The sequence below is a fragment of the Pantoea sp. NGS-ED-1003 genome (assembly GCF_000738765.1).
GTDB lineage: Bacteria > Pseudomonadota > Gammaproteobacteria > Enterobacterales > Enterobacteriaceae > Pantoea > Pantoea septica.
In genome coordinates, this window is record NZ_JPQA01000008.1 from 148,519 (window position 1) to 175,139 (window position 26,621).

The 26,621-nt window shown below is 59.2% G+C and carries 23 protein-coding genes; 9 read left to right on the top strand and 14 right to left on the bottom strand.

The window, feature by feature from the left end:
- Positions 1–45 precede the first annotated feature (45 nt).
- Positions 46–1,551, bottom strand: a complete 1,506-nt coding sequence (locus JS46_RS16735; RefSeq protein WP_033753257.1) for a CoA-acylating methylmalonate-semialdehyde dehydrogenase — start codon at positions 1,549–1,551, stop codon at positions 46–48.
- A gap of 402 nt (positions 1,552–1,953) precedes the next feature.
- On the opposite strand from JS46_RS16735, the gene JS46_RS16740 reads away from it, so the two are divergent.
- Positions 1,954–2,769, top strand: coding sequence for a TIM barrel protein (locus JS46_RS16740; protein ID WP_033753259.1), 816 nt, complete (start codon positions 1,954–1,956; stop codon positions 2,767–2,769).
- A 91-nt stretch (positions 2,770–2,860) separates the two neighbouring features.
- Here the strand turns inward: JS46_RS16740 and JS46_RS16745 are convergent, their stop codons facing one another.
- A complete protein-coding gene (locus tag JS46_RS16745) occupies positions 2,861–4,078 on the bottom strand; it encodes an MFS transporter (RefSeq protein ID WP_033753261.1) in 1,218 nt (405 codons plus the stop codon).
- 320 nt (positions 4,079–4,398) lie between these two features.
- On the opposite strand from JS46_RS16745, the gene JS46_RS16750 reads away from it, so the two are divergent.
- Positions 4,399–5,445, top strand: coding sequence for an AI-2E family transporter (locus JS46_RS16750; protein WP_033753264.1), 1,047 nt, complete (start codon positions 4,399–4,401; stop codon positions 5,443–5,445).
- On the opposite strand, the gene JS46_RS16755 is transcribed toward JS46_RS16750, so the two are convergent.
- On the bottom strand, positions 5,442–6,125 hold the full coding sequence (locus tag JS46_RS16755) for a FadR/GntR family transcriptional regulator (protein ID WP_033753267.1): 684 nt from the start codon (positions 6,123–6,125) through the stop codon (positions 5,442–5,444). The genes JS46_RS16750 and JS46_RS16755 overlap by 4 nt on opposite strands.
- 167 nt (positions 6,126–6,292) lie before the next feature.
- Between JS46_RS16755 and uxuA the strand changes: the two genes are divergently transcribed.
- A complete protein-coding gene (uxuA, locus tag JS46_RS16760) occupies positions 6,293–7,477 on the top strand; it encodes a mannonate dehydratase (RefSeq protein ID WP_033753270.1) in 1,185 nt (394 codons plus the stop codon).
- 48 nt (positions 7,478–7,525) lie between these two features.
- Here the strand turns inward: uxuA and JS46_RS16765 are convergent, their stop codons facing one another.
- On the bottom strand, positions 7,526–8,473 hold the full coding sequence (locus JS46_RS16765; protein WP_033753272.1) for an ABC transporter substrate-binding protein: 948 nt from the start codon (positions 8,471–8,473) through the stop codon (positions 7,526–7,528).
- 9 nt (positions 8,474–8,482) lie between these two features.
- Entirely contained in the window at positions 8,483–9,247 is a 765-nt protein-coding gene (locus tag JS46_RS16770; RefSeq protein WP_033753275.1) for a class II aldolase/adducin family protein, read from the bottom strand.
- Between the two features lie 236 nt (positions 9,248–9,483).
- Here JS46_RS16770 and JS46_RS16775 point away from each other — a divergent pair, with 236 nt between their 5' ends.
- From JS46_RS16775 to hemB, 4 genes are all read left to right on the top strand, one after another.
- Positions 9,484–11,088, top strand: a complete 1,605-nt coding sequence (locus JS46_RS16775; protein ID WP_033753278.1) for an EAL domain-containing protein — start codon at positions 9,484–9,486, stop codon at positions 11,086–11,088.
- Entirely contained in the window at positions 11,066–12,022 is a 957-nt protein-coding gene (locus tag JS46_RS16780) for a D-2-hydroxyacid dehydrogenase family protein (RefSeq protein WP_033753280.1), read from the top strand. Before JS46_RS16775 ends, JS46_RS16780 begins: the two co-directional genes overlap by 23 nt.
- A 372-nt stretch (positions 12,023–12,394) precedes the next feature.
- A complete protein-coding gene (gene proP / locus JS46_RS16785) occupies positions 12,395–13,900 on the top strand; it encodes a glycine betaine/L-proline transporter ProP (RefSeq protein ID WP_033753283.1) in 1,506 nt (501 codons plus the stop codon).
- Positions 13,901–14,014: 114 nt separating this feature from the next.
- The gene (gene hemB, locus JS46_RS16790; RefSeq protein WP_033753539.1) at positions 14,015–14,992 is read left to right on the top strand and encodes a porphobilinogen synthase; all 978 of its coding nucleotides are present in this window, start codon (positions 14,015–14,017) and stop codon (positions 14,990–14,992) included.
- A 56-nt stretch (positions 14,993–15,048) separates the two neighbouring features.
- Here hemB and JS46_RS16795 read toward each other — a convergent pair whose 3' ends face one another.
- Positions 15,049–16,071, bottom strand: a complete 1,023-nt coding sequence (locus tag JS46_RS16795) for an alpha/beta fold hydrolase (protein WP_033753286.1) — start codon at positions 16,069–16,071, stop codon at positions 15,049–15,051.
- A 414-nt stretch (positions 16,072–16,485) separates the two neighbouring features.
- Between JS46_RS16795 and JS46_RS16800 the strand changes: the two genes are divergently transcribed.
- Complete coding sequence (locus JS46_RS16800; RefSeq protein WP_081876072.1) at positions 16,486–16,977, top strand: helix-turn-helix domain-containing protein; 492 nt, start codon at positions 16,486–16,488, stop codon at positions 16,975–16,977.
- Between the two features lie 52 nt (positions 16,978–17,029).
- Here JS46_RS16800 and JS46_RS16805 read toward each other — a convergent pair whose 3' ends face one another.
- The 5 genes from JS46_RS16805 to JS46_RS16825 all read right to left on the bottom strand — a co-directional run bounded on the left by JS46_RS16805 (position 17,030) and on the right by JS46_RS16825 (position 22,392).
- On the bottom strand, positions 17,030–17,689 hold the full coding sequence (locus tag JS46_RS16805) for an epoxyqueuosine reductase QueH (RefSeq protein ID WP_033753289.1): 660 nt from the start codon (positions 17,687–17,689) through the stop codon (positions 17,030–17,032).
- Positions 17,690–17,769: 80 nt separating this feature from the next.
- On the bottom strand, positions 17,770–18,432 hold the full coding sequence (locus tag JS46_RS16810) for an SDR family oxidoreductase (RefSeq protein WP_033753291.1): 663 nt from the start codon (positions 18,430–18,432) through the stop codon (positions 17,770–17,772).
- Between the two features lie 129 nt (positions 18,433–18,561).
- On the bottom strand, positions 18,562–19,872 hold the full coding sequence (locus tag JS46_RS16815) for a c-type cytochrome (RefSeq protein ID WP_033753294.1): 1,311 nt from the start codon (positions 19,870–19,872) through the stop codon (positions 18,562–18,564).
- 1 nt (position 19,873) lies between these two features.
- Positions 19,874–21,646: a GMC family oxidoreductase gene (locus JS46_RS16820; RefSeq protein WP_033753297.1), complete on the bottom strand. Its 1,773-nt coding sequence runs from the start codon at positions 21,644–21,646 to the stop codon at positions 19,874–19,876.
- Between the two features lie 32 nt (positions 21,647–21,678).
- Complete coding sequence (locus JS46_RS16825; RefSeq protein WP_033753300.1) at positions 21,679–22,392, bottom strand: gluconate 2-dehydrogenase subunit 3 family protein; 714 nt, start codon at positions 22,390–22,392, stop codon at positions 21,679–21,681.
- A gap of 592 nt (positions 22,393–22,984) precedes the next feature.
- On the opposite strand from JS46_RS16825, the gene JS46_RS16830 reads away from it, so the two are divergent.
- Entirely contained in the window at positions 22,985–24,004 is a 1,020-nt protein-coding gene (locus tag JS46_RS16830; protein WP_033753303.1) for a LacI family DNA-binding transcriptional regulator, read from the top strand.
- Here the strand turns inward: JS46_RS16830 and JS46_RS16835 are convergent.
- The 3 genes from JS46_RS16835 to JS46_RS16845 form a co-directional block, all read right to left on the bottom strand.
- The gene (locus tag JS46_RS16835) at positions 23,982–24,788 is read right to left on the bottom strand and encodes a hypothetical protein (protein ID WP_033753305.1); all 807 of its coding nucleotides are present in this window, start codon (positions 24,786–24,788) and stop codon (positions 23,982–23,984) included. The two genes, JS46_RS16830 and JS46_RS16835, sit on opposite strands and share 23 nt — an antisense overlap.
- A 1-nt stretch (position 24,789) precedes the next feature.
- A complete protein-coding gene (locus JS46_RS16840; protein WP_033753308.1) occupies positions 24,790–24,987 on the bottom strand; it encodes a hypothetical protein in 198 nt (65 codons plus the stop codon).
- 214 nt (positions 24,988–25,201) lie between these two features.
- A complete protein-coding gene (locus JS46_RS16845; protein ID WP_033753311.1) occupies positions 25,202–26,386 on the bottom strand; it encodes an NAD(P)/FAD-dependent oxidoreductase in 1,185 nt (394 codons plus the stop codon).
- Between the last annotated feature and the right edge of the window lie 235 nt (positions 26,387–26,621).

Sequence of the window (26,621 nt, forward strand, 5' to 3'; positions counted from 1 at the left end):
GGCGCGTCGCCGCAGGCCTGTAGCGGTAATAATGGCGTTATAGGTTTAGCTCAGGGTCGGCATGCTGAATTCCGAGACCGTCTGCTGGCCGCTCGGCCAGCGCGCCGTGGCGGTTTTCATGCGGGTATAGAAGCGCACGCCGTCCGGCCCGTGCACGTTGAGCGCGCCGAACACTGAACGCTTCCAGCCGCCGAAACTGTGGAACGCCATCGGCACCGGCACGGGAACGTTGACGCCGACCATGCCCGCTTCCACATCCTGCACGAACTCGCGCGCGGTATTGCCGTTGCTGGTGAAAATGGCGCTGCCGTTGCCGAATTCATGGCTGTTGACCAGCTGCAGCGCGCTGGCGTAGTCCGGCGCGCGCATAATGCTCAGCACCGGCCCGAAAATCTCTTCGCGCCAGATCGTCATCTCCGGCGTCACGTTGTCGAACAGCGTGCCGCCGACGTAATAACCTTCCGCATGGCCCGGCACCTGGAAGTTGCGGCCGTCGACCACCAGCTTCGCGCCCTCTTGCTCGCCCTTATCGATATAGCCCAGCACCTTTTTCTGATGCGCGGCGGAGACGACCGGCCCCATCTCATTCTCTTCCGCGCCCTGCTTTATGCCAGGCCCGACGCGCAGCGCGTTGATCAGCGGCGTCAGGCGCGCAATCAGTTTGTCGGCGGTGTCGTCGCCGACCGCGACCACGACCGGCAGCGCCATGCAGCGTTCGCCGGCCGAGCCGAACGCGCCGCCCATAATGGCGTTTACCGTCGCATCAAGATCGGCGTCCGGCATGACGATAGCGTGGTTTTTCGCCGCGCCGAACGCCTGCACGCGTTTACCATGGGCGCTCGCGGTTTTGTAGATATGCTCGGCGACGCCGGACGAGCCGACGAAGCTTACCGCCGCGATGCGCGGATCTTTATAAAGCTGCTCAGCGTCTTCGTTAGAGGAGTGCACCACGTTGAACACGCCGTCCGGCAGACCCGCCTCTTTCAGCAGTTCGGCCATACGCACCGCCGCCGAAGGATCGAGCGCGGGTGGCTTAAGCACGAAAGTGTTGCCGCAAGCCAGCGCGATGGGGAACATCCACAACGGCACCATCGCCGGGAAGTTAAACGGCGTAATGCCCGCCACCACGCCGACCGGCTGCATCAGCGAGTAGCTGTCGACGCCGGTGCCGACGTTGGCGGAATATTCGCCTTTGATCAGATGAGGAATGCCGCAGGCGAACTCCACCACTTCCAGCCCGCGCGTTAGCTCGCCCTGCGCGTCCGACCACACCTTGCCGTGTTCGGACACAATCAGTTCGGCCAGTTCGTCGCGATGCTGCTCCATCAGCGCCTTAAAGTTAAACAGGACGCGGGCGCGGCGCAGCGGCGAGGTTTTCGACCAGGCGGGAAAGGCCTCATGCGCGACTTTAATCGCCTCGGCGACTTCCGCGCCGGTGCTCTGGGTAAGCTCGCGCGCCACTTTTCCGGTCGCCGGGTCATAGACAGGGATGGTTTCGTTGCTGGCGCTGTAGGTAATCTGACCGCCAATGAAGTTTCCTGTAATGTTCATTTCATAGCCTCTTAAGATGTGTGAGTTCCCTGCAGAGCCTTAGCGTGACGCCACGCTGTCTGACCAGGCAAAACCGAAAGCATGCTATGAAGCTATTACAGTGAAATAAATTTTTCAAATAAAAGTTTTTGAAAAATTCCCTTTTAGCGGCGTGGATCGCATTTTTCCCGCTGGCGTTAAAAACCGCGCGCTGTAAGGGCGCAGAGTGCATGTTGCTATGCCGATCAAGCACGATTTACCGTTAATCCCCAGGGACGAAAGCGGCACGGCAGAGACGGAAAATGAAATTAATGCGAGGCAGATCTCAACCTTTAAATTTCATAATTCACTATTTATGAAATAAATGTTTTCTTTGCCCTCAGCTTATTCCCTTATCTCTTGCATCGCTACAGGAGCCGCAGCATGGCCATCGATCCGACCCGTTTCTGTATTAACCGTAAAATTGCGCCCAACCTCTCATTAGAAGCCTTTTTCCAGCTGGTTCAGCGCCTGGGCCTGAACAAGGTGGAGCTGCGTAACGACATGCCGAGCGGAAAGGTGTGCGACGACCTGAGCGCGGAGCAGACGCGCGCGCTGATAGCGAAATACAATATCGACGTAGTGACTATTAACGCGCTCTATCCCTTTAACCGCATCGATGAGACGCTGCTGGCCAAAGCCGACGCGCTGCTGCGCGACGCGCAGGCGATCGGCGCCAGAGCGCTGGTGATGTGCCCGCTGAACGAAGGCGTCGAAATTACGCCAGAGGAGACGCTGGCAGCGCTGCGCACGCTGGCGCCGCGCTTTGCGCAGCATGGCGTACAGGGGCTGGTCGAGCCGCTGGGCTTTCCGGTCAGCTCGCTGCGCTCGGCAGTGCAGGCACAGCAGCTGATCCGCGACGCGCAGGCACCGTTTAAACTGGTGATAGACACTTTCCACCACCATCTGTATGAGCATGCCGAGCAGGAGTTTCCGGCGGAGATCGACGTCGAGATGATTGGCCTGGTGCACCTTTCAGGCGTGGAAGACAGGCGCGCCACGGCCGAACTCACCGATGAAGAGCGCATTATGCTGAGCGACCGCGACGTGCTGAACAGCGTGGCGCAGGTGAAGCGGCTGGAGATGCTCGGCTATAAAGGCGTTTACGCCTTCGAGCCCTTCTCGTCCGAGCTTAACGGCTGGACCCCCGCTGAGATTGAGCGCCAGATCCGTCACAGCATCGCGCTGCTGCAGGCCTGACTCTCGCGCGGCGGGCTTCTCGTTCGCCGCGTCGCCCTACCCTTATCTGTGTCTTGCGACACTTTTTTGGCCTCGGTCGGAGGCCGCTTTTTTATCCTTCCTTCGCCTCTTCCGCCGCCATCGGCAGCCGACGCGCCAGCCGCAGCGTGCAGAACAGCCCCAGACAGACCAGCAGCGCCGTCAGCAGATAGACCAGCGGCACGCCCGCAAAGCTCATAATAAAGCCCGCGATCGGACCGGTGATCCCCAGCGCTAAATCCATAAAGGCGGTGTAGGTTGCCAGCGCGCTGCCCTGATTCGCCTGCGGCACCGCTTTCACCGCCACCACGCCAAGCGCCGGAAAGACCAGCGAAAAGCCGGCGCCGGTCAGCAGCGCGCCGGTTTTCGCCATCCAGGGCTCGAACGCGCCCGCCACCAGAAACAAACCAACCGCCTCTACCGCCAGACAGGCAGCCGCGACGCGCAGCCCGCCGAAGCGGTTAATCGCGTTGGGAAAAAGCAGCCGCGCGCCGACAAAGGCGGCGCTAAACAGCGTCAGCGCGAAGGCTGCGCCGTCCCAACCTTTCGCCTGATAGAAGAGCGTAATAAAGGTGGCGATGACGCCGAATCCCGCCGATCCCATCGCCAGAATCAGACCGAAGCCGTAAATCTTGCCGAGCACGTCGCGAAACGGCAGCGGCCGCGCGCGGCTGCCCTTTACCGCCGGACGCGGCAGCGCCAGCGCTATCGCCAGCGCGCAGATGGCGATAATCACCACAGAGAGCAGCAGCAGCCCGCCCTGCCGATAGATAATGACGCCGAGCGGCGCGCCCAGCGCCATCGCGCCATAGGTGCAGATGCCGTTCCACGAGATAACGCGGCCGATATGCAACGAGCCGACCCGCGCCACGCCCCATAGCGAGGTGCCGGTACCGGTAAAACTCTGACCAATCCCGAGAATTACGCGTCCTGTGCAGAGCAGCGCCAGGCTGGCGACAGGCGAAGCGGCAAGCCAGGTCGCCAGCAGATAGCAGAGGCCGCTGAGCAGCACGCCCGCCAGCCCCAGCACCACGATGCGCTTCGGTCCCCAGATATCGGCGTAGCGCCCGGCATGCGGACGGCTCAGCAGCGTCGCCACATATTGCAGGCTGATCACGACGCCCGCCCAGAAGGCGCTGTAGCCGAGCTGGTCATGCACCAGACCCGGCAGCACCGCCAGCTGCAGGCCGATGGTGAGGTAGCTGGCGAAGTTGTAGATCACGATAGAGATAATCAGCAGGGTTAAGCCGATACCCTTATGAGCCGGTTCCGCTGCAGGTTGATCAGGCATGAAAAAGTGCGCTCGTGGTTGACTGAATTTACTCTACAGCTTGCCACCATAAGCGAAATATTTCGAGCCGCCGCCGCATGCGGGAGGCAGTTTTAGTCATCGGCTGTCATTGATGCTCCTGAGTTTTCAGCTGCGCGTCACCGCTCTTGCGCGGAGATCATCAACATCGGCGGGCCTGCCGCCGCCAGCGAAGCGATCGGCAACGACATCCTGACCACGGTGAAAAAGTCTGATTATCGCTGCGCTTTCATAGAAGAATCAGGCGTTTAATTACTGTTCAGCTACACTACTCTCTGCGGTCTGGCTTTTCAGGAGAGGGAATGAGCGAACTACAGCAGGAAAAAATTGGGCAAAATATTCTGACTAAGCTGGCGATGCTGGTGATTATTCTCGCCGGGATCCGCGCCGCCTCCGATATTATGGTGCCCTTCTTACTGGCCGCCTTTTTCGCCATCGTGCTCAATCCTATCGTCACCTTCCTGATGCGGCGCGGCTGGCGGCGCGGGCTGGCGATCACGGTGGTGATTACGGTGATATTTATCGTGATTTTGCTACTGGTGGCGGTGCTGGCCAGTTCGGTGAGCGAATTCTCTGATATCTACCCGCAGCTGCGCGCCACGCTGGAACAGAAGATGAGCGTAGTGCAGCACCTGGCGTCAGGTATCGGCATTCACGTTTCCACTAATACGCTGGTGCAGCGCTTCGATCCCAATATGCTGATGTCGTTCGCCACCGTCGCGCTGACGCAGTTCTCCGGCATGATGAGCAATTTCGTGCTGCTGATCCTGACCGTGGTCTTTATGCTGTTCGAAGTGCACCACCTGCCCTACAAGATGCGTAATGCCCTGACCAACCCGCAGATCCGCATTGCCGGGCTGCACCGGGCGCTGAAAGGCGTGACGCACTATCTGGCGCTGAAGACGCTGATCAGCCTCATTACCGGCGTGTCGGTATGGGGCTGCCTGTTTCTGCTCGATATCAAATTCGCGCTGCTGTGGGGCGTGGTGGCGTTTATTCTTAACTACATTCCCAATATCGGCCCGATTATCGCCGGCGTGCCGCCGGTGCTGCAGGCGCTGCTGCTCAACAGCCCCTACGACGCGATGCTGGTGGCGGCGCTGTTTACCGCGATTCATATGGTGTTCGGCAATATGCTGGAGCCGCGCGTGATGGGGCGCGGCCTGGGGCTCTCAACGCTGGTGGTGTTTCTGTCGCTGATTTTCTGGGGCTGGCTGCTCGGCCCGGTCGGTATGCTGCTCTCGGTGCCGCTGACCAGCATTACTAAAATCCTGATGGAGACCACGCCTGGCGGCAGCCGACTGGCGATTATGCTCGGCGCCGGCCGCCCTAAACGGCATAAAATCTAGCCCAGCAGCCGCCGCTTCACCTGCGCCAGATGGCTCTCCATCGCGGCGCGCGCGGCGGCGGCGTCGCCTGCGTAGATAGCTGCGGCGATCTGCTGATGGTCGCGGTTCATCTCATCGGTAAAAGCGTTGTCGGCAAAATGGCGCTCCAGCCGCCGGAAGCGCGCGCTGTCGCGCTTGTTCCAGAGAAATTCCATCATTTCGCGCAGCACCTCGTTACCGCTCATTTCGCCAATCAGCAGATGAAAGCCTTTGTCCTGCTCGAGAAATTCCGCGTCGTTGGCGCGGTAGCGCAGCAGCGTATCGGCCAGCGCGCGCAGCTGTTCGCGCTGCGTCGGGCTGCCGTTGCGCGCCGCCATCTCCGCCAGCATGCCCTCGAAAGCGAGACGCGCCTGTAACAGATCTTCCAGGCTGTAGTCCGCCTCTGCCGCAGGCGTGCTGGCCGACGGCAGCGGCTGCGTCACGAAGACGCCGTTGCCGGTGCGAATATCCACCCAGCCGGTCATCTCCAGCGCAATCAGCGCCTCACGCACCGAGGAGCGGCTGACCCCCAGCTGCTTCGCCAGCTCGCGTTCCGGCGGCAGCGCCGCGCCTGGGGCAAACTCGCCGCGTTGAATGCTTTCCACGATCGCGTTGGCGATCTGACGATAAAGACGTTCCGTTTTTAGCACTGGCAGCGCCATATTTTTTCTCCTGTCAGCAGCGGTGCAGCGTAGCACAGGCCGCGCCCCCTTTCCGACAGACGCAATTTACTGCGCTGCGATCGCGATCACGGCCTTTCCCGTCAGGCTAGCATACTCTTGGCCCAGCGGCCTGACCACTGGGCCAAATTTGCGGCTAAGGAGTAAAAATGGAACATACATGGCGCTGGTATGGCCCCAACGATCCGGTTTCGTTAGACGATGCGCGCCAGGCGGGCGCGACCGGCATTGTGACCGCGTTGCACCATATCCCCAACGGCGATGTCTGGCCGGTGGAGGAGATTAAAGCGCGTCAGGCGCTGCTGGCGGAAAAAAATCTGGTCTGGTCGGTGGTAGAAAGCATTCCGGTGCACGAGGCGATCAAAACGCAGCGCGGAGACTATCAGCGCTATATCGCCAACTATCAGCAGTCGATACGCAATCTGGCGGCCTGCGGCGTCGAAACGGTGTGCTACAACTTTATGCCGGTGCTCGACTGGACGCGCACCGATCTCGCCTGGACGCTGCCGGACGGCGCTAAAGCGCTGCGCTTCGACGCTGACGCCTTCGCCGCCTTCGAGCTGCATATCCTGCAGCGCCCCGGCGCGCAGCAGGATTATTCAGCGGCAGAGCAAGAGACGGCCGCGCGCTGCTTCGCCGCCATGAGCGACGAGGATAAGGCGCTGTTGACGCGCAATATTATCGCCGGCCTGCCGGGCGCGGAAGAGGGTTATACGCTGGATCAGTTCCGCGCGCAGCTGGCGCAGTACGACGGCATCGACAAAGCGACGCTGCGCGAGCATATGGCGGTCTTTCTGCGCGCCATCGTGCCGGTCGCCGAAGAGGTCGGCATCAAGCTGGCGGTGCATCCGGACGATCCGCCGCGCCCGATCCTCGGCCTGCCGCGCATTATCTCCACGGAAGAGGATATGCAGTGGCTGAAAGAGACGGTAGACAGCCTGCACAACGGCTTCTGCTTCTGCACCGGCTCTTACGGCGTGCGCGCCGATAATAACCTGACGCAGATGGCGGCGCGGTTCGCGGATCGCATCAACTTTATCCACCTGCGCGCCACGCAGCGCGAAGCCAACCCCAACAGCTTCCACGAAGCCGCGCATCTGGCAGGCGATGTCGATATGGTGGGCGTGATCAGGGTCATTCTGGCGGAAGAGCAGCGCCGTCGGCGTGCGGGCGAGAAGCATGCGATCCCGATGCGTCCCGATCACGGTCATCAGATGCTCGACGACCTGCACAAGCGCACCAATCCGGGCTATTCGGCGATAGGTCGCCTGAAAGGACTGGCGGAGCTGCGCGGCGTCGAGCTGGCGCTGCGCCAGACGCTGTTTAACGATTAATACAGGGCAAAACAGGGCATGGGCGACATAGCGCAGCCTTTTGCCCTGTTACTGCGGAAACAGGCTCCGATCGGTGATCGCCGCCACATCCACCTTATTCGGCAGAATGTTCAGCTCGCTGAAGAGATCCGACACCTTCTGCACCTTTTCAATATCTTCAGGCGTGACGGCGCGAATTCCGTGAGAGATGCGTGCGGTGATCTTCTCCGCGTCGGCGGGCGGCAGGCGCGTCAGCTGCGCATATACCTGGTTGTACTCCTCTTTATGGGCCAGCGCCCAGGCGCGCGCTTTCGCCAGCCGCTGGGCGAAATCGGCGATAGCCGCGCGCTTGTCGGGATCGTCCAGCGACTGCTGGGTGGCGGTCACGAACGACAGCGCGGTGGTCAGCCCTTTGCCGTCGCGCAGCAGCCGCGCGCCGTGCTGCTCGGCGATGCCGAGATAGGGATCGAAGGTCGCCCAGGCACCAATCTGGCCGGAATTAAAGGCGGCGCTGGCGTCGGTCGGCAGCACAAAGCGCACCGGCACGCTGTCGCGCGGCACCTGTGCTTCGCCCAGCGCCTCATAGAGCAGATGCTGCGAGATGCTGCCGCGCGCCGAGGAGACCACGACCTCCTTGCCAGCCAGATCCTTTACGCTGCGCACCGGCGAATCAGCGGGCACGATCAGTCCGTTCGACCCGGCGTCGCCGACGTTGGTGGCGATGATTTTCAGCGGCACGCCGCCGGACGCCGCCATCAGCACCGGCAGATCGCCCGCGTAAGAGGTATCGACCGCGCCGGCGCGCTGCGCTTCGAACAGCGGCGCCGCGCCCTGAAAGTTAGCCCAGCGATAGCGCCAGGGCGCATCCTTCAGCACGCCGGAGGCCTCCACCAGCGAACGCAGATTGCGCGCCTGGTCGCCTAGCACCAGCGTGACCGCGCTGAGATCGGGCGCCGCCTGCGCCATGGTGCTGGCGCTCAGCAGCAGCGCCGCCGCAAATGCTTTAAGTCTGTTCATGGCGGCTCCTTACAGGGCGTTGCGGTTGAGCTGGCGAATATAGGCATCCCAGTGCAGCTGATACTTTTTGTTGCGGATGCTGTTATCAAACGCCTGCGCCGCCTTTTCCGACACCGCGTCCGGCAGAATAATCAGCTCCGCGCCGCCCGACTGCGCGGCCAGCTGCGCCTGGCAGGCGCGTTCGAGATAATAGAGGTTATAAAAGGCCTCTTCGATGCTGCCGCCAGCGGTCAGCAGACCGTGATTGCGCAGGATCAGTGCGTTCAGGCTGCCGAGATCCTCGACGATGCGCTGCTGCTCGTCGAGATCCAGCGCGATCCCTTCGTAGTCGTGGTAGGCGACGCGATGGTGAAAACGCGTGCTGTGCTGCGAAATCATTAGCAGCCCGCCCTTTTGCGCCGACACGCCGATGCCCGCCGCCGTATGGGTATGCAGCACCGCATGCGCATCCGGCCGGGCGCGATGAATGGCGCTGTGGATCACGAAGCCGGCCGGGTTGATCCCGAGCCCGGTAGGATCGTCGATGATATTGCCGTCGATATCGATCTTCACCAGGGTTTCCGGCTGGATTTCGTCAAACGTCTGGCCGTATGCGTTAATCAGGAAGTGCGGCCGATCGCCCGGCACGCGCAGCGAGAAATGGGTGTAGATATGGTCGGTCCAGCGCAGCTTCGCCGCCAGATGATAGGCCTGCGCCAGTCTGACGCGCGCCTGCCATTCCGCGTCGGAAATACGCTGTTGAAGAGAAGAAGATGCCAGGGTTGCCGTACTCATAGACGCCTCTTGTTATGCTGTTCAGTGTGGCGTCACTGTTACACAGCGTTTTCGCCGCAGGGAAATGCCAAAAGCGGCAAAACAATGTCAATAAATGCAAAGTGCGGTCGATACTTGATCTGTATCACCTGCCAGCCTGCGCAAAACGCTACCCTGCACGGCCTGAGGGCGTGCTATGCTGCGCTGATTAAATTCGCACCTCCTCACAGACGCTTTAACATTCAGAGGAATTAGCGGTGCCGCCGTTAAAACGAAAACGCGACTACGCAAGAATAATTATTATTTTGTCCGGGGTGCTTCCCTTGCTGCTTGGCATCCTGTTCACAGCTATCGACGCGCGGCACACCGTCCAGCAGCAGCAGATCAACGCTGCCAACACTCTGCTCTCGCAGGCGGAAAAAATGAGCGACAGCGCCTGGGATATGATCACCTGGCTACGTCGTTTTCACTACCAGCCCTGCAGCAAATTCGAAGACGAACTGCAGCGCGCCGGCAACCTCAACGCCTATTTCCGTGCTATCGGCAAGCTGGAAGGCGTGAAAATCACCTGCTCTTCGGCCTACGGCATGAACCCCGGATCGTTAAGCGACATGATGCTGCGTGCGCCGCCGGTGACCGGCAAGGCCTGGTGGAGCCTCTCTCTTGCCGGCACGGCTGGCGTCCCGCAGCGTCCGGCGGTAATTTTCGTGCGGCAGCTGGCGGATGATGAGGGCTTTTGGGCAATTATCGACGGCCAGTATCTGATGGACTTTATGAGCGCTATCGGCGAAACGCGCGGCTATCGGTTCAGCATGCGCTTTAACGACGGCGCGCCGATTTCCATCGGCAAGTCGACGCCGCCCCACGCCAGCCTGTTTAGCGCCCAGATTTATCAGGCGCAATCGCGCCGCTATCCCATCAGCGTAACCATTGAGACGCCCGGCGCGGAGATCATGCACGCCTGGCGCCAGGTGACCTTTATTTTCCTGCCGATGACGGCCATCCTCTCTATTCTGCTGATGGTGCTGACCGCCAACTGGCTGCAGCGTCGTATCTCCTGGCGCGATGAGATCCGCCGCGCCATTAATGCGCGCCGCTTTTCGGTCTGCTACCAGCCGGTTTATAACAATCACACGCAGACTTGTTCCGGTGCCGAAGCCTTGCTGCGCTGGACGCTGCCGAACGGCGACGCGGTTCGGCCCGATATCTTTATCACCGCCGCTGAAGCGGAGGGCATGATTGTGCCGCTGACGCGTCATCTGCTCGATTTGATCGCCGAAGATGTTCAGCAGTGGCAGGTCGAGCCAGGCTTTCATATTGGTATCAACGTCGCCGCAGATCATCTGCAACATCCGGACTTTGTGGAAGATATGCTTAACTTCGCCGATAAAATTAAGCGGACGTCGCTGCAAATTACCCTGGAACTGACCGAACGCAGCCTGATTAAAGACGGCGAAGATGTGGCGAGAAAACTCGATCGTCTGCGCGCCGACGGGATGAAGGTGGCGATCGATGATTTCGGCACCGGGCACTGCTCGCTCAGCTATCTGCAAACCTTCTCGCTGGACTACCTGAAAATCGATCGCGGCTTTATCAACGCCATCGAATCGCTGTCGGGCGAAACGCCGGTGCTGGATGCGATTATCGCCCTCAGCCATAAGCTGAAGCTGGAGGTCCTGGGCGAAGGCGTGGAGACCGAAATGCAGTATCTCTACCTGCGCCAGCGCGGCGTGACCTTTATTCAGGGCTACTATTATGCTTTGCCCCTGAACAACCGCGCGTTCATCGCCTGGCTCGCAGAGCATGCGCATCAGCCGATGCACACAGAGGACGCTGACGATGCTCAACTGCACCCTTCTTGACGACTACCAGAACGTCGCCCTGTCGCTGGCCGACTGGGCGTCGCTGCAGCCCGCCGTGCAAACCCGATCGCTCCATCAGCCTGTCGCCGACGACGACGCGCTGATCGCCGCGCTGGCCGACAGCGATATTATCGTGGCGATGCGCGAGCGTACTCCGCTCACCGCCGCCCGTCTGGCGCGCCTGCCGCGGCTGAAGCTTATTGTGACCTCGGGCATGCGCAATGCCGCCATCGATCTGGACGCCTGCCGCGCGCGCGGTATCGCGGTATGCGGCACCGAGAGCAGCAGCGCGCCGCCGCTGGAGTTGACCTGGGGTTTGCTGCTGGCGCTGGCGCGTCATATCGTGCCGGAGAATCAGGCGCTGCGCAGCGGCGGCCCCTGGCAGCAGCATCTCGGCATCGCACTGGAAGGCAAGACCCTGGGGCTGATCGGCCTGGGCAAAATCGGTGGCGGTATGGCGAAAGTGGCGCAGGCGTTCGGCATGCGGGTTTGTGCCTGGAGTCAGAACCTTACCGGCGAGCGCGCGGCAGCGTGCGGCGCGACGCTGATGCCGTCGCTTCCGGCGCTGCTGGCGGCGAGCGATGTCGTGTCGCTTCATCTGGTGTTAAGCGCGCGCACGCGTCATCTGCTGGACGCCGCCGCGCTGGCGCAGATGAAGCCAGGCGCGCTGCTGGTTAACACCGCGCGCGCGGGGCTGGTGGATCAGCAGGCGATGATCGCCGCGCTGCGCACTGGCCAGCTGGCGGGCGCCGCGCTGGACGTGTTCGACGTCGAACCGCTGCCTGCCGATCATCCGCTGCGGCAGTTGCCGAACGTACTGGCGACGCCCCATCTCGGCTATGTCGCCGACAGCAACTACCGGCGCTATTTCACCCAGGCGGTCGAGGATATCGCCGCCTGGCTGCAGCACCAGCCGCTGCGATCGCTGCTTTAGCCCTGCCTTCTGACGAAACACAGGCGCATTAACCGAAGCGCGGCCGCGACCTTTTCTTTTCTTTGCGCTAAGCGCCGCAAAATTTTGTAAAAATCAGCGGCGTTAAGCCGCTTTTTAACGCCTTTTCAGGCGGCATTTCAATCTGCTATCGTCGGCAATAAAGGCCGCTATCAGACCAAACATGACAAATATCAATGAAAAACGGTATACTCTGCCACTTGTCGCAATAATTTCAACACTAATTATTGCGCTTCGTAGCCAGTGGAAAATTCTGCCGAACGGCTATGCTTAAATTTTCTCAATGCCGCGGACTGCATCGTTCAACCGGTTCGCGACCTTGAGGACTTTCATGTGCTATTACAGGGTAAATCTATGAAATTACGTAGGAAGCGTGTCAAACCTATTGGGCTGGATGACGTCACGATTATCGATGACGCCCGCTTGCGCAAAGCCATTACGGCCGCGTCGCTGGGCAACGCGATGGAGTGGTTCGATTTCGGCGTGTACGGCTTTGTCGCCTATGCGCTGGGTAAAGTCTTTTTCCCCGACGCGTCGCCAGGCGTGCAGATGATCGCCGCGCTCGGTACCTTCTCTGTTCCTTTCCTTATTCGCCCGCTGGGCGGTCTCTTCTTCGGCATGCTGGGCGATAAGTACGGCCGCCAGAAAATTCTCTCTATCACCATTGTGATTATGTCGATCAGTACCTTCTGTATCGGCCTGATCCCTTCCTACGCCTCGATTGGCATCTGGGCGCCGATTCTGCTGCTGCTCGCCAAGATGGCGCAGGGCTTCTCGGTGGGCGGCGAGTATACCGGCGCCTCGATCTTCGTCGCCGAATATTCGCCCGACCGCAAGCGCGGCTTTATGGGCAGCTGGCTCGACTTCGGCTCTATCGCCGGCTTCGTGCTCGGCGCGGGCATCGTGGTGCTGATCTCGGCGATTATCGGCGAAGCGAAATTTATGGAATGGGGCTGGCGCCTGCCGTTCTTCCTCGCGCTGCCGCTCGGCATTATCGGTCTCTACCTGCGCCACGCGCTGGAAGAGACGCCGGCCTTCCAGCAGCACGTTGAAAAGCTGGAGCAAGGCGACCGCGAAGGTCTGCGCGACGGCCCGAAAGTGTCGTTTAAAGAGATCGCCACTAAGCACTGGAAAAGCCTGCTTGCCTGTATCGGTCTGGTGATCGCCACTAACGTCACCTACTACATGCTGCTGACCTATATGCCGAGCTATCTGTCGCATAACCTGCACTACTCGGAAGATCACGGTGTGCTGATCATCATCGCCATTATGCTCGGCATGCTGTTTGTACAGCCGGTAATGGGGATGCTCAGCGACCGCTTCGGCCGTCGTCCGTTCGTTATCATTGGCAGTATCGCCCTGCTGATCTTCGCCATTCCGGCCTTTATGCTGATCAACAGCGGCGTGCTGGGGCTGATTTTCGCCGGCTTGCTGCTGATGGCGGTGATCCTCAACGCCTTTACCGGCGTAATGGCGTCGTCGCTGCCGGCGATGTTCCCGACGCATATCCGCTACAGCGCGCTGGCGAGCGCCTTTAACATTTCGGTGCTGATTGCCGGTCTGACCCCAACCCTCGCCGCCTGGCTGGTGGAAACCACCAATAACCTTTATATGCCAGCCTACTACCTGATGGTGGTGGCGGTGATCGGTTTGATTACCGGCATCTATATGAAAGAGACGGCGAACAAACCGCTGCGCGGCGCGACGCCGGCCGCATCCGATCTCGACGAGGCGCGTGAAATCCTGCAGGAGCATCACGACAACATCGAGCAGAAGATCGAAGATATCGACGAGGAGATCGCTCGTCTTGAGGCGAAGCGTAAGAATCTGGTGCAGCAGCATCCCGACATCAACGAGTAATCCGTTTAAAGCCCGCCGCTCGGCGGGCTTTTTTTTACGCCGCACACAATCTTCATACTCGCGCGTTAAAAGGAGTAGACTAACGCTACTTTTTTCACCTGCGTAAGAATGAATATGTCTGACTTTTCTCTGATCCAGCGTCCAAGAAGGCTGCGTTCCAGCCCGGCGATGCGTGAACTCTTCCAGGAAACCTCCCTCACCCTGAACGATCTGGCGCTGCCGATTTTCGTTGAGGAAGGCGTTGACGACTACAAAGCGATTGAAGCGATGCCGGGCGTGATGCGCATTCCGGAAAAGCGTCTCGCCTATGAAATCGAGCGCATCGCCAAAGCGGGCATCCGCTCGGTGATGACCTTCGGCATCTCGCACCATACCGACGCCACCGGCAGCGATGCCTGGAATGAAAATGGCCTTGTGGCGCGCATGTCGCGCATCTGCAAAGAGACGGTGCCGGAAATGATTGTCATGTCCGATACCTGCTTCTGCGAATACACCAGCCACGGCCACTGCGGCGTGCTGTGCGATCACGGCGTCGACAACGATGCGACCCTGATCAATCTCGGCAAACAGGCGGTAGTGGCGGCGGCAGCGGGCGCGGACTTTATCGCGCCGTCGGCGGCGATGGATGGCCAGGTCAAGGCGATCCGCCAGGCGCTGGACGCGGCGGGCTTTACCCAGACCGCCATCATGTCCTACTCCACCAAGTTCGCCTCATCCTTCTACGGCCCGTTCCGCGAAGCGGCCGGCACCGCCCTGAAAGGCGATCGCAAAACCTATCAAATGAATCCGATGAACCGCCGCGAAGCGATTCGCGAGTCGCTGATCGACGCGGCCGAAGGCGCGGATTCGCTGATGGTGAAACCGGCCGGCGCCTACCTCGACGTGCTGCGCGAAATCCGCGATCGCACCGAGCTGCCGCTGGCGGCGTACCAGGTCAGCGGCGAGTACGCGATGATCAAATTCGCCGCTCAGGCAGGCGCGATCGACGAGCGTAACGTCGTGCTGGAAAGCCTGGGTGCGATTAAACGCGCTGGCGCCGATCTGATTTTCAGCTACTTCGCCCTCGATCTGGCAGAACAGAAAATCCTCTGATCGCCCAACATCCTGCCGCCGCAACGACGGCAGGATAGCTTTTCGCCTTTGCGCCGTTAGCGCTGCGCTAACGCCTCGATCAGCCTCTGATTGAATTTGGCCGGCGACTCCATCTGCGGCGCATGACCCATGCCCGGGAACTCAATCAAGCGCGCGCCGGGAATGCGCTTCGCCGCTTCTTTGCCCAGCACCTCATAGTGACCCAGCTTCGCTTTCACCTCCGGCGAGGCGATATCGCTGCCGATCGCGGTAGTATCGGCGGTGCCGATCATCAGCGTGGTCGGCACCTTCAGATCGCCGAACTCGTAAAACACCGGCTGGGTAAAAATCATGTCGTAGATCAGCGCCGAGTTCCACGCCACCTTCTTATGTCCGGGACCGGCGTTCAGGCCCGCCAGCATATCGACCCATTTGTCATACTCCGGCTTCCACTGGCCGCTGTAGTAGGTGTGCTGCTCATACTTTTTGATGCCTGCCGCGTCGAGCTTCAGCTCGCGCTGATACCACTGGTCCACGCTGCGCCAGGGCGCGCCTTTGGCTTTCCAGTCCTCCAGTCCGATCGGGTTCACCAGCACCAGCTGCTGCGTCTCGGCGGGATACATCAGCGCATAGCGCGTGGCGAGCATGCCGCCGGTAGAGTGGCCGACAATCACCGCTTTCTTTATACCGAGATGCGCCAGCAGCTGATGCGTGTTGTCCGCCAGCTGCTGGAAGCTGTACTGATAATTATCGGGTTTACTGGCGCTGCAAAAGCCGATCTGATCCGGCGCGACGACGCGATAGCCCGCCTGGCTCAGGGCGCGTATGCTCTCTTCCCAGGTCGCGCCGCAGAAATTCTTGCCGTGCAGCAGCACCACGGTCTGACCATTGGCGTTGTTTGTCGGTTTTACGTCCATATAGCCCATGCTGAGCGGCTGCTGCTGAGAGGAAAAGTCAAAGCGCTGAAGCGGGGAAGGATAGTGAAAGCCTTCCAGCTGCTCACCATAAGTGGTAGCGGCTAAAGCGGGCGCAGCGCTAAACAGGGTTATCGAGGCGAATAAGGCAAGGAGCGGTTTTTTCAGGCCAGAGGTCGGACGCATGCGGTGATCTCCATATAAGCAAAAGAGCGGCAGTGTGACACGCGCGCAGGAGGCTCGTATTGTTGCGCTGTGTCATGTAAATGATTTTTGTAAAAGAAGCGTAGCGGGCTCTGTATCATTTTGCCTGCCGACCAGCCGCGCAACAGACGCCTGCGCCGATCAATTCCCGCGATAAATATTGCAAAAACTCTAAATATTCCCGGCACGGCGAGGGAAACAAGTTACGTTTATTTATTGCTTTTATTTATTTTTTACAACTAAAAATCAACACCCAGCTCTTTTTGATAAATATTCCATATTTCGCTCCTCTTGCAAAAAAATAAACATGCATTTTCTGATACTTCTTTACCCAAGCCGGGCATAGCGAAAGATTAAAATCCCTACACTATGCGCAACTGTTTGATGAGGTGGATTATGCGTGAGAAAAAATATAATGAAGAAGTGATTGATAGCGTTACCGAGTGGATTAACAACCATCTCGATCAGCGGCTCAGCATTGATGATATCGCAGAGAAATCAGGCTATTCCAAATGGTATCTGCAGAAATTGTTCGCCCGCTGCCGCAACGAGACGCTGGCGCGCTATATCCGCAAGCGAAAGCTGGCGGCCTGCGTGCATACCCTGAAAAGCAGCAATACGCCGATTATTACGCTGGCGATGAAATACCATTTTGAAAGCCAGCAGTCGTTTACGCGCTCTTTTAAACAGGTGATGGGCTGTACGCCTTACGTCTGTCGTAAACGTCAGTTAGATCCAGAAACTCAGGCGCTGCTGGAAGGCAATATTAATCCCTGCGAGCTTTGCCGACAGGCGCAGCCCGCCGTCAATAACCACAACCGTTTTACGTCTGCGCGTCTGGATATTCGCAATATCGACACCGCCGAGGCCTGTAATGGCCTGCGCTAAACTCTGCCGTTACCGCAGGAAATAAAGGGCGACTGCCGCGCCCTTTATTTCTCTACTCTTCGTCCGGCGTATAATATTGCACGCCGATCTTAATGCGTTCACGCCCGCTGGCCACGCGATGACGATTGCTGTCGCGCAGCGAATAGATACAGCCGCAATACTCCTGCTGATAAAAACGCTCGCGCTTGCTGATTTCGATCATGCGCGCCGATCCGCCGCCTTTACGCCAGTTAAAATCCCAGTAGATCATATCGGGATAGCGATTTGCGGCGCGCGCGCCGCAGTCGTTGATCTGCTGCATATTCTTCCAGCGCGAGATGCCCAGCGAACTGGTGATCACCGGAAAGCCATGTTCATGGGCATAGAGCGCGGTGCGCTCGAAGCGCATGTCGAAACACATGGTGCAGCGCTCGCCGCGCTCCGGCTCCCACTCCATGCCTTTTGCGCGCTCGAACCAGTTATCGCGATCGTAGTCCGCGTCGACGAAAGGCACGCCGAACTGCTCAGCGAAGCGGATATTCTCCTCTTTGCGCAGCTCGTACTCTTTCAGCGGATGGATATTGGGGTTGTAGAAGAAAATGGTGTAATCGATGCCGGATGCCAGCATCGCCTCCATGACCTCGCCCGAACAGGGCGCGCAGCAGGAGTGCAACAGGACTTTATTGTGGCCGCCAGGCAGCGGCAGCGGCTTACGCTGAAGGGACTGAGACATACTAACTCCTTGTCAGACTATGCCGCGAGTGTAGTGTTTCGCCGATGCAGATGCAAAAAAGGCGCTGGCGCGCCCTGTTTTTACCACTGCAAAAGCTGCCCGGCATAGTCCACGTAGTGATGGCCGCCGCGTCCGCGATAAGCCTCCAGCTGCTGCACCAGTCCTTCGCCGCTCTGCTCGACCGTGACCGGCGCCGAGTCGCCGCCCATATCGGTTTTCACCCAGCCCGGATGCAGCGACAGCAGCGTCGCGTTATGCTGGTTAATCTGCGGCAGCAGCGCGCGGCTCAGCATATTCAGCGCCGACTTGCTGGCGGAGTAGATCGGCATCGCCGCCGTATCGTTCTCGTTCAGACTGCCGAGAATCGAAGTGGTGAAGCCGATGACGCCGTTCTGCTTCGCCAGCAGCGGCAGCAAGGCCTCCGCGCTGCGCACCGGCGCGATGGCGTTGGTCAAAAACAGCTGCGCCAGCTCTTCGTCGCTGCTCTGCAGCAGGTTCTGATGCGACGGGCCGGAAATGCCGGCGTTGATCAGGATCGCATCGAAGGTTTCGTCTTTAAGCCGCTCCGCCAGCTGACGCACCTCGTCCTGATGAGTCATATCCAGCGCGTGCCACTGCGCATCCGCCTCCGGCGCGCTGCTGCGGTAGGTCGCGGTGACCTGCCAGCCTTTTGCCGCCAGCGCCCTGACCACCGCCAGACCGATGCCGCGCGAGGCGCCGATAACTAATGCTTTGCCTGTCATATCCGTTCCTCTCTGATGAAGTGACTTAAACAGCTTATAACCTGACGAGCGGATCAGAAGGCGAGAGAAGAAATTAACCACAGTGAGAGCACGGGGCGTAAAAAAGGCGGCCTGCGCCGCCTTATCTGTTTAGTGCGCCGCCATCTGCTCCGGCAGCTTCAGCAGCTTGCGCTTGCCTGCGACCTCGTCGGCTTTCACCGGCGTCGCGGCGTTGCCCCAGCTGTTGCGGATATAGGTCGATACCGCCGCAACCTGCTCGTCAGAAAGCTTCCAGGCGAAACTCGGCATCGCGCCGCTGGTCGGATTACCCTGCGTGACCGCGCCGCGGCCGCCCTGCAGTACCGTGGTGATGATGGAAGAGGCGTCGTCAGCCAGCAGCCCCGGGTTGTTCGCCAGGCTGGCGGCCAGGTTCGGGATCCCTTTGCCGTCGCTGTTGTGGCAGGCGCTGCAGTTGGCGCTATAGACATTCTCGCCCGTTTTCATCTGCGCGCTGTCGCGGGCCTGCGGCGAAGGCAGCTGCGTTGCAGAGGCGGGCTGCGCTTTCAAATAGGTCGCGATGGCGCGCAGATCGGCGTTGCTCAGATGCTGCGTCGAGTTGGTGACCGCTTCCGCCATTGGGCCGGACGCCACCGCGACGTGATTGCTGCCCAGCTTCAGGTAGTCCACAATCTGCTCTTTGCTCCAGCTGCCGATGCCGACATCGCTGTTCGATGTCAGGTCCGGCGCGTGCCACTCGCTGAGGTTGCTGCCCTGCAAATAGTCGCCGGTGTCGCCGCCGAGCAGATTTTTCGGCGTATGGCAGGCGCCGCAGTGCTCCAGCCCCTCGACCAGATAGGCGCCGCGATTGAACTCGGCGGACTTGCCCGGATCGCTCTCAAAGCCGCTGTTGCGGAAGAACAGCAGGTTCCAGCCCATCATCGCCAGACGAATATTATACGGGAACCCCAGATTGGTCTCCGGCACCCTGTAGCGCACCGGTTTTACCGAACGCATGTACATCCACAGGTCGTGCATATCCTGGTCGCTGACTTTCACGTAGGCGTTGTACGGCATCGCCGGATAAAGATGTTCGCCCTCTTTGCCTTTGCCGTGCCGCACCGCGCGGTAGAAGTCGCGCTCGGTCCAGCTGCCGATGCCCGTCTCTTTATCCGGCGTAATGTTGCTGGCGAAAATGCCGCCGAACGGCGTACTAATGGAGTAGCCGCCCGCGAAGGCCTCTTTGCTGCCCGGCGCGGTATGGCACGCCACGCAGTCGCCCGCTATTGCTATGTATCTGCCGCGCGCCACCGCCGCGGCATCCGCCGCCGCTGGCGGCTGGCTGGTCAGCGTCTGGTTATCCGCCACGTCATCGGCAGAGGTATCGCCGTTTTGCCACAGCAAACCTGCGGCGATAATGCCTGCGATCACCGCCGCGCCGCCTGCAAGGGTTGTTTTTTTCATATCACACCTTTACCAGTGGGCCGGGATTTTTCAGGTAGCGATCGATAATCGCCTTCGCCGTCCAGAGGCTGAGCGCGCCAATGGTGCCGGTTGGGTTGTAGCCTGCATTGTTGGGAAAAGAGGAGGCGCCAAGCACAAACAGGTTGTGCATATCCCAGCTCTGCTGATAGCGGTTAAGCACGCTGGTTTTCGGATCGACGCCCATTACCGCGCCGCCGATGGTGTGGTCGCTGGCGAAGTTGTAGGGCGAATATTTGCCCGCCGCCGAGTTGGTGCCGATAACGGTTTTCGCCCCCATCGCCTTACCGATCTCGACGCTCTTCTCTTCAATAAACTTCGCCGAACGGCGGTCGTTTTCGTTGTAGTCGAAAGTGACGCGCAGCAGCGGATTGCCGTTGTCGTCTTTGTATTCCGGGTCGAAATCGAGGTAGTAATCTTCGTGCGAGAAGCTGGTGCCCTGGCCGAAAATAAAGGTGGCGTTCTGGAAAGCGTGGGTATACGCCTTTTTCCACGCTTTACCCCAGCGCGGCGTGCCCGGCGGCAGCGCATCGGCGTTGCCGATAGGACGCGCGCCGCGCGCCACCACCAGAATCCCGGCGCCGCCGATAAAATCTTTGTCGCTATGGTCGAAGTTATCGCCGTTCCAGTCATCTACCTGCTGGGAAAGCGCGCCAGCGCCGATGAACTGGTTGAGATATTCATCTTCGAAAAAGAGGCTGGCGCCGGAGACGGTCTGGAAGCTATAAGCGCGCCCTACCGTGCCGGTTTTGCTTTCCGGATCGTAAGGCTGACCGATTTTCGACAGCAGCAGCAGGCGCACGTTCTGCATCTGAAATGCCGACAGAATCACGATATCGGCAGGCTGTACCCACTCTTTCTTGTTCTTGTCGATATAGGTGACGCCAGTGGCGGTTTTGCCGTCTTCCGCCTTATTTACGCGCACCACGGCGGAATCGGTCAGCACGGTAAAGTTCTCACGCTGCATCAATGCCGGGATCACGCAGGCGTTCGGGCTGGATTTGGAGAAGTTGCCGCAGCCGTAATAGAGACAGTAGCCGCAATAGGTGCAAGGCCCCATGCGCACGCCGAGCGGGTTCACGTAGGCGCGCGAAGTTTGCCCGGCGGGCACCATAAAAGGATGCTGGCCAAGAGATTTCGCCGCGTCGCGAAACAGGTCGGTCAGCCGCGTGCTCTCCAGGGGCGGCAGCGGATAGTCGCTGCTGCGGTTGCCTTCGAAGGGGTTGCCGTCAGGCACGATTTCGCCGTTGAGTCTGCCCGCCTTGCCGGAGACGCCGGCGATCTTCTCGAAGCGATCGTAAAACGGCTCCAGCTCATCGTAGGTCACGCCCCAGTCCTGCAGGATCACGCCCTTAGCGATCTTCTCTTTGCCGTAGCGCGCGACCGTCTGGGTGTAAGGCTGAAAATCCCACGGCGTAAAGCGCCAGGCCATACCGGCCCAGTGCGTACCGGAGCCGCCGACGTTATAGCCCAGCTCGTTCAGGTTCCATTCACGCGTCGGCAGCGCGGTTTCTGAGCGATGGTTACGGAAGGTGGTGGTCTCCACCGCTGGCGGCAGAAGCATGCTGCGGCGGGTATCCCAGCGCAGCTCGTCGGTGTCGATAGAGGGCGGAAAATCGGTGGCGGTTTCAAACCACGGGCCGCGTTCAATGGCGACCACATTCAGGCCGGCGCGCGTCAGCTCTTCGGCAATTAACGAGCCGCACCAACCCAGGCCGACGATTACGGCGTCAGCTTTTGGACGAATATTTTGCATGTGTTAACTCACTGCTCAGTCAGACTGAAGAGTCAAAGGGTGTTGTCGATCAGGCTGGTCGGGATGATGTTGAGCTTCTTCCCTTTTTTACCAATCAGGTCGCGGAAGTCGTAGCGCGCGCCGGGAAAACCGATCATTTTCCAGCTCGCCATCTCTTTGTTGCCGCCGTAAACAGGATCGGACAAAAAGCCCTCGCGCACGTTTTGCAGCAGCAGTTCGAAGAAGACTTTGGTTTCGACGTCCGGTCCCAGATCGAGCTGGTTCGCCTCCATCTGGCGCAGCAGTTCATCCTGCTGGTCGCCGTTCAGCGCGACAAAGGGCTGCTGGAAGGTTTTTTGCGTGTAGACGTCGAGCGCGGCAAGCCCCTGACGATAGCGCTGCGCGGGGGTCAGCGGCGATTGGGGTCCCTGCTCCGGCGTGCCTTTGACGAAGCGCCCCAGCCGATAGATCGCCGCCGCGCTGCCGTAGTCGCCCGCCAGCTGGCGATCGATAAAAATAGCGCAGCCCGCCTCTTTGCCGCTGATGCTCAGTGCGTCAGCGGGAATAAAGCGTTCGGCGATAGCGCCGACGGTGTCAAACTCGTGCTGCGTCAGGTATTGCAGGCCGCCTTTGCGCGGCGCCGGCGGCGTATTGATTTTTCCGGGTTCCCAGGGTTGACCGCCCTGAACGGTTTCAGCTTTTGCGATGGGCAGCGACGACGCCACGCCCAGGGCAGCCACGGAGGTGAGAAACTCTCTGCGTTTCATATTTTCCCTGCCAACAAATTGATCACATTAACTGCATTCATTATTTAACGGAGAGAAAGCCATGCCAGATAGACTATTTCGGGCATAGTTATCTCCTGCGCGCCTTTTATCTGGCGACAGCGTTATTTTTTTATTATGAGTCCTGCTCAGCGGCGGAAAGCTCTGTTCCGCTCAGAGGTTGATTGTTAATAAGAAAAAGCGCTATCCATTAATTAACAACAAAATAATCATAAATTTTTAACCTACTTTCGGAAAGCGCAGCGTTGATGGAAAGCCATCATAAATGCCCCTAAAAACCTATTTTTCATTAGGTTAAAACCGATATTGCCAGCAACCTTATAAACAAGCATGGTGAATAGCTGCTGAAATAACGTTCGCGACGCGGGTCTTCACGCTTTATTCGCTGCATTTTTCGCCAGAAATAACGCACGTTTTACTGCGACATAAAATTTCATTAAATCAGGCTAGCGCAACGCCTGGCGCACTTATTAAAATGGCGGCCATATTTATCAGACGCCTGCCGGTAAAACGGTGCCCGTTTAAAGCACGCAGCGGTAACGGCATGACGAATAACGTTATGCCTGGAGCAATAATGAAAAAACTCACCCTTGAGATGGTGGCAAAAATAGCGGGCGTCGGCATCGCAACCGTCGATCGGGTATTAAACGAACGCGGCGGCGTATCTCCGGAGACGACGCGCAAGGTATTAAAAGCCGCGCGCGACCTCGGACTCAAGCGGCTGCTGCCGGAGGAGTATCGTCATCCATGGCAAATAGAGGTGTTTCTCAGCAATAACGGCTCGTCGTTTTTCCAGCAGCTGGTGCGCTACTTCAGCGAGGCGGCGGGCGAACTGGGTTATCGGCGTATTACGCTGCACAAAACGCTGGTCGCGGAGTCGCAGCCGGACAAGCTGGCGCAAAGCATTATCGCGCGCAGCAGCACGCGCGACGGCATCATCGTTTTCGGCCATGATTACCCGCCCATCTATCGTGCGCTGGCCCTGTGCCGCAGCCGCGGCGTGCCGGTTATCACTATTGTCACCGACCTGCCCGACGCGGATCGCCTCTGCCATGTCGGTATCGATCAGTATCAGGCGGGCCGCACCGCTGGCTTGCTGATGAGCAAGGTGGTGCATCAACCAGGCGATATTGTGATGGTGAGCGGCCGCTTCGATTACTGGGCACATCGTCAGCGTATCGCAGGATTTCGCGAAGTAATGATGCAGCGCGCGCCGCAGCGTCATCTACGCGAGGTGCTCTTCGGCCTCGATCAGCGCGACACCATCCGCACGCTGCTGGACCAGAGTCTGGCGCAGTCGCAGCACGTGGCGGGCCTGTATAACACTGGGATGGGCAACAGCGAAGTGAGCGAAACGCTGCGCGCCCATCAACTTCTTGGCCGGTGCGGCTATATCACTCACGAACTCTATTCGGTTACGCGTCAGCTGCTGCGTCATAATGAGCTGGACTTTGCGCTGGATCAGAACGCGCAGCAGCACGCGCGTCTGGCGATCGAACTGCTGCTGCGTCATCTGGAGAGCGGCTATCAGCCCGATATCTATCAGGATGGCAACGTCGCCCTACGGCTGTTTACGGCGGAGAATGTGGAGTAAAGGTGCCCTCTACCTCCATCGGCACGCCGTCATGGTGCGTCATCGCCAGCGAACTGGCGCTGGCCGGGTCAAATAGCGACAGGCTCTCAATCTGATCCACCATCAGCACTTTACGGAACGCCATGGCGTTTTTCGGCTCGGAAGTCAGCGTGATACCGTGCTCGGCGTACCAGCGGCTGTAGTTATGTTCAATCGACATGCTAAGCGTTTTGCTGTCGCGATAGCCGCTGAGCATAGGAATAATCACGATATTGGCGGTGTTCTCATACTCGAAAGTGGCGGCATGCACCATCCCGATATAGATACGGCGCGACTTAAGGGTAATCCACGCCAGCTCGCCCTCTTGCATGCACTGGTAAAGCAGTTGCTCAACGCCGTTGGATTTAGAGAGCTGCTGATAGAGATCCTGTCGGCCGCTGCTGTTAAGGCGCGCGCTTTCCGACCAGTTAGAGCGATACATGCAGAACAGCACCGCGAAGGCGAGCATTACCACCACCGGCGCCTGAATGCCGAGAAAGCTCCAGTTCATAAACTCCATCTGCCAGCGCAGATGCTCGCCGGGCACCATCTGTAGCGCATTAGCCGTGCTGGAAACGATCAGCAACAGCAGCCAGACGATAGCCGTCGCTAACATCCCTTGCAGCACGAAGATACAGCCGTAAAGCGCCACCAGAAAATAGACATCCCAGCCGATGCTGCGCCGGACCTTGAAACGACTGGAGAGATCGCGGCTGGTGTACCAGTAGCCGCAGACCATCAGCACCATGAATATCGCCGTACCCATCTTAAACTCCTTTTAGCGTTTCGACGTGGCGGGCGAAATCCTCATGCACTTCCTCACTCAGCACGTTTACCGAAGCGTTGCCGTCTTCATCGATAATGATGCGCTCGCCATCGGCGATGGATTCATTCAGATCCTGACGTGACATGCCTCTGATAAAGCTCTCGGGGCTGGAAAACAGGGAACGCATAAAGGTGAGCATTGGGGGCTAATCTCCTCTGTGGTAAATCAGAAGTATGAAATCGGGGCGGCAAACGCGCCAGGCGGATTAGTCTAAAAGTGTTGCGAGTCAGCTAATTAGCGAAGCGGCAGAAGGAGAACAAGCCGGTAAAGCGGCGTTAATGCGGGGCAAAATCGGATTTAAAAAAGGCGTCGACCAGGCCGCGAAACAGTCTGGAATCGACGCCCGACGCGCGTTACAGCGCCTGCGCGCACGCCCAGGCTGAACTCCACGCCCACTGGAAGTTATAGCCGCCCAGCCAGCCGGTCACGTCCACCACCTCGCCGATAAAATAGAGTCCCGGCACGTCGCGGGCTTCCATCGTCTTCGACGAGAGCAGCGTGGTATCGACGCCGCCCAGCGTCACCTCGGCGGTGCGATAGCCTTCCGTGCCGTTGGGCTGCACGCGCCACTGGTGCAGCGTCTGCGCCAGTTCGGCCTGCTGTTTGCCGTTGAGCTGCTTCAGCGTGACGTCCGGCACCTGCCCCATCTCCTGCAACACCTCTACCAGACGTTTCGGCAGCAGCTTCGCCAGGCTATTTTTCAGGCTCAGGTTCGGATGCGCCTCGCGCTGCGCGTTGATGAATTCTTCTATCGAGGTGGCGGGCGACAGGTTAACGGTAACGTGCTCGCCAGGCTGCCAGTAGCTGGAGATTTGCAGCACCGCCGGACCGGAGAGGCCTCGGTGGGTGAAGAGCATCGCCTCTTTGAATAGCGTGCCGTCCTGCGCTTCGATGGTGGTATCGATCGCGACGCCGGAGAGCGTCTGTAGCCGCTCGAGCAGCGGCTTATGCAGGGTAAAAGGCACCAGCGCGGCGCGGGTCGGATAGACCTTCAGGCCGAACTGCTCGGCAATCTTATAACCGAACGGCGTGGCGCCCAGGCCGGGCATAGAGAGTCCGCCGCTGGCGATCACCAGTTTTTCCGCCTGCACCGTCGCGCCGTTGAGTTGCAGCGTATAGCCAGACACTTCGCGCGTCACGCTTAGCACCTCGCTGCGCAGGCGCAGCGTCACCTGGCCTTTTTCGCACTCCGCCGTCAGCATATCGACAATCTGCGCCGCCGAGTCGTCGCAGAAGAGCTGCCCCAGCGTTTTTTCGTGGTAGGCAATCTTATGGCGGTTAACCAGATCGATAAAATCCCACTGGGTGTAGCGTGCCAGCGCGGATTTGCAGAAGTGGGGATTGTGCGACAGATAGGCGGCCGGATCGGTGTACATATTGGTGAAGTTGCAGCGCCCGCCGCCCGACATCAGGATCTTGCGCCCGGGCTTTTTGCCGTTATCCAGCAACAGCACGCGTCGGCCTCGCTGCCCGGCCTGCGCCGCGCAAAACAGTCCCGCCGCGCCGGCGCCGATAATAATAACGTCAAACTTTTCCACTGCCTTCGTCCCGCCTGTTTTAAGAGGCGCTGATTGTAGAGGTCTGCTCTGCATGACGCCAGCGTCAAAAATTTGTCGTAATTATGTCATAATGTAAACGGTTCATTTTACGGCACTTTTAGGAGAAACCAGGCAACTTTAGACATTCTTAAGTCAAAACAAGGCTATATTTTGCTTTCCCATACCCTGCGTTGTCGCAGATAATGCGCCGCGCTCATGTCCTCAAAATGGCGTA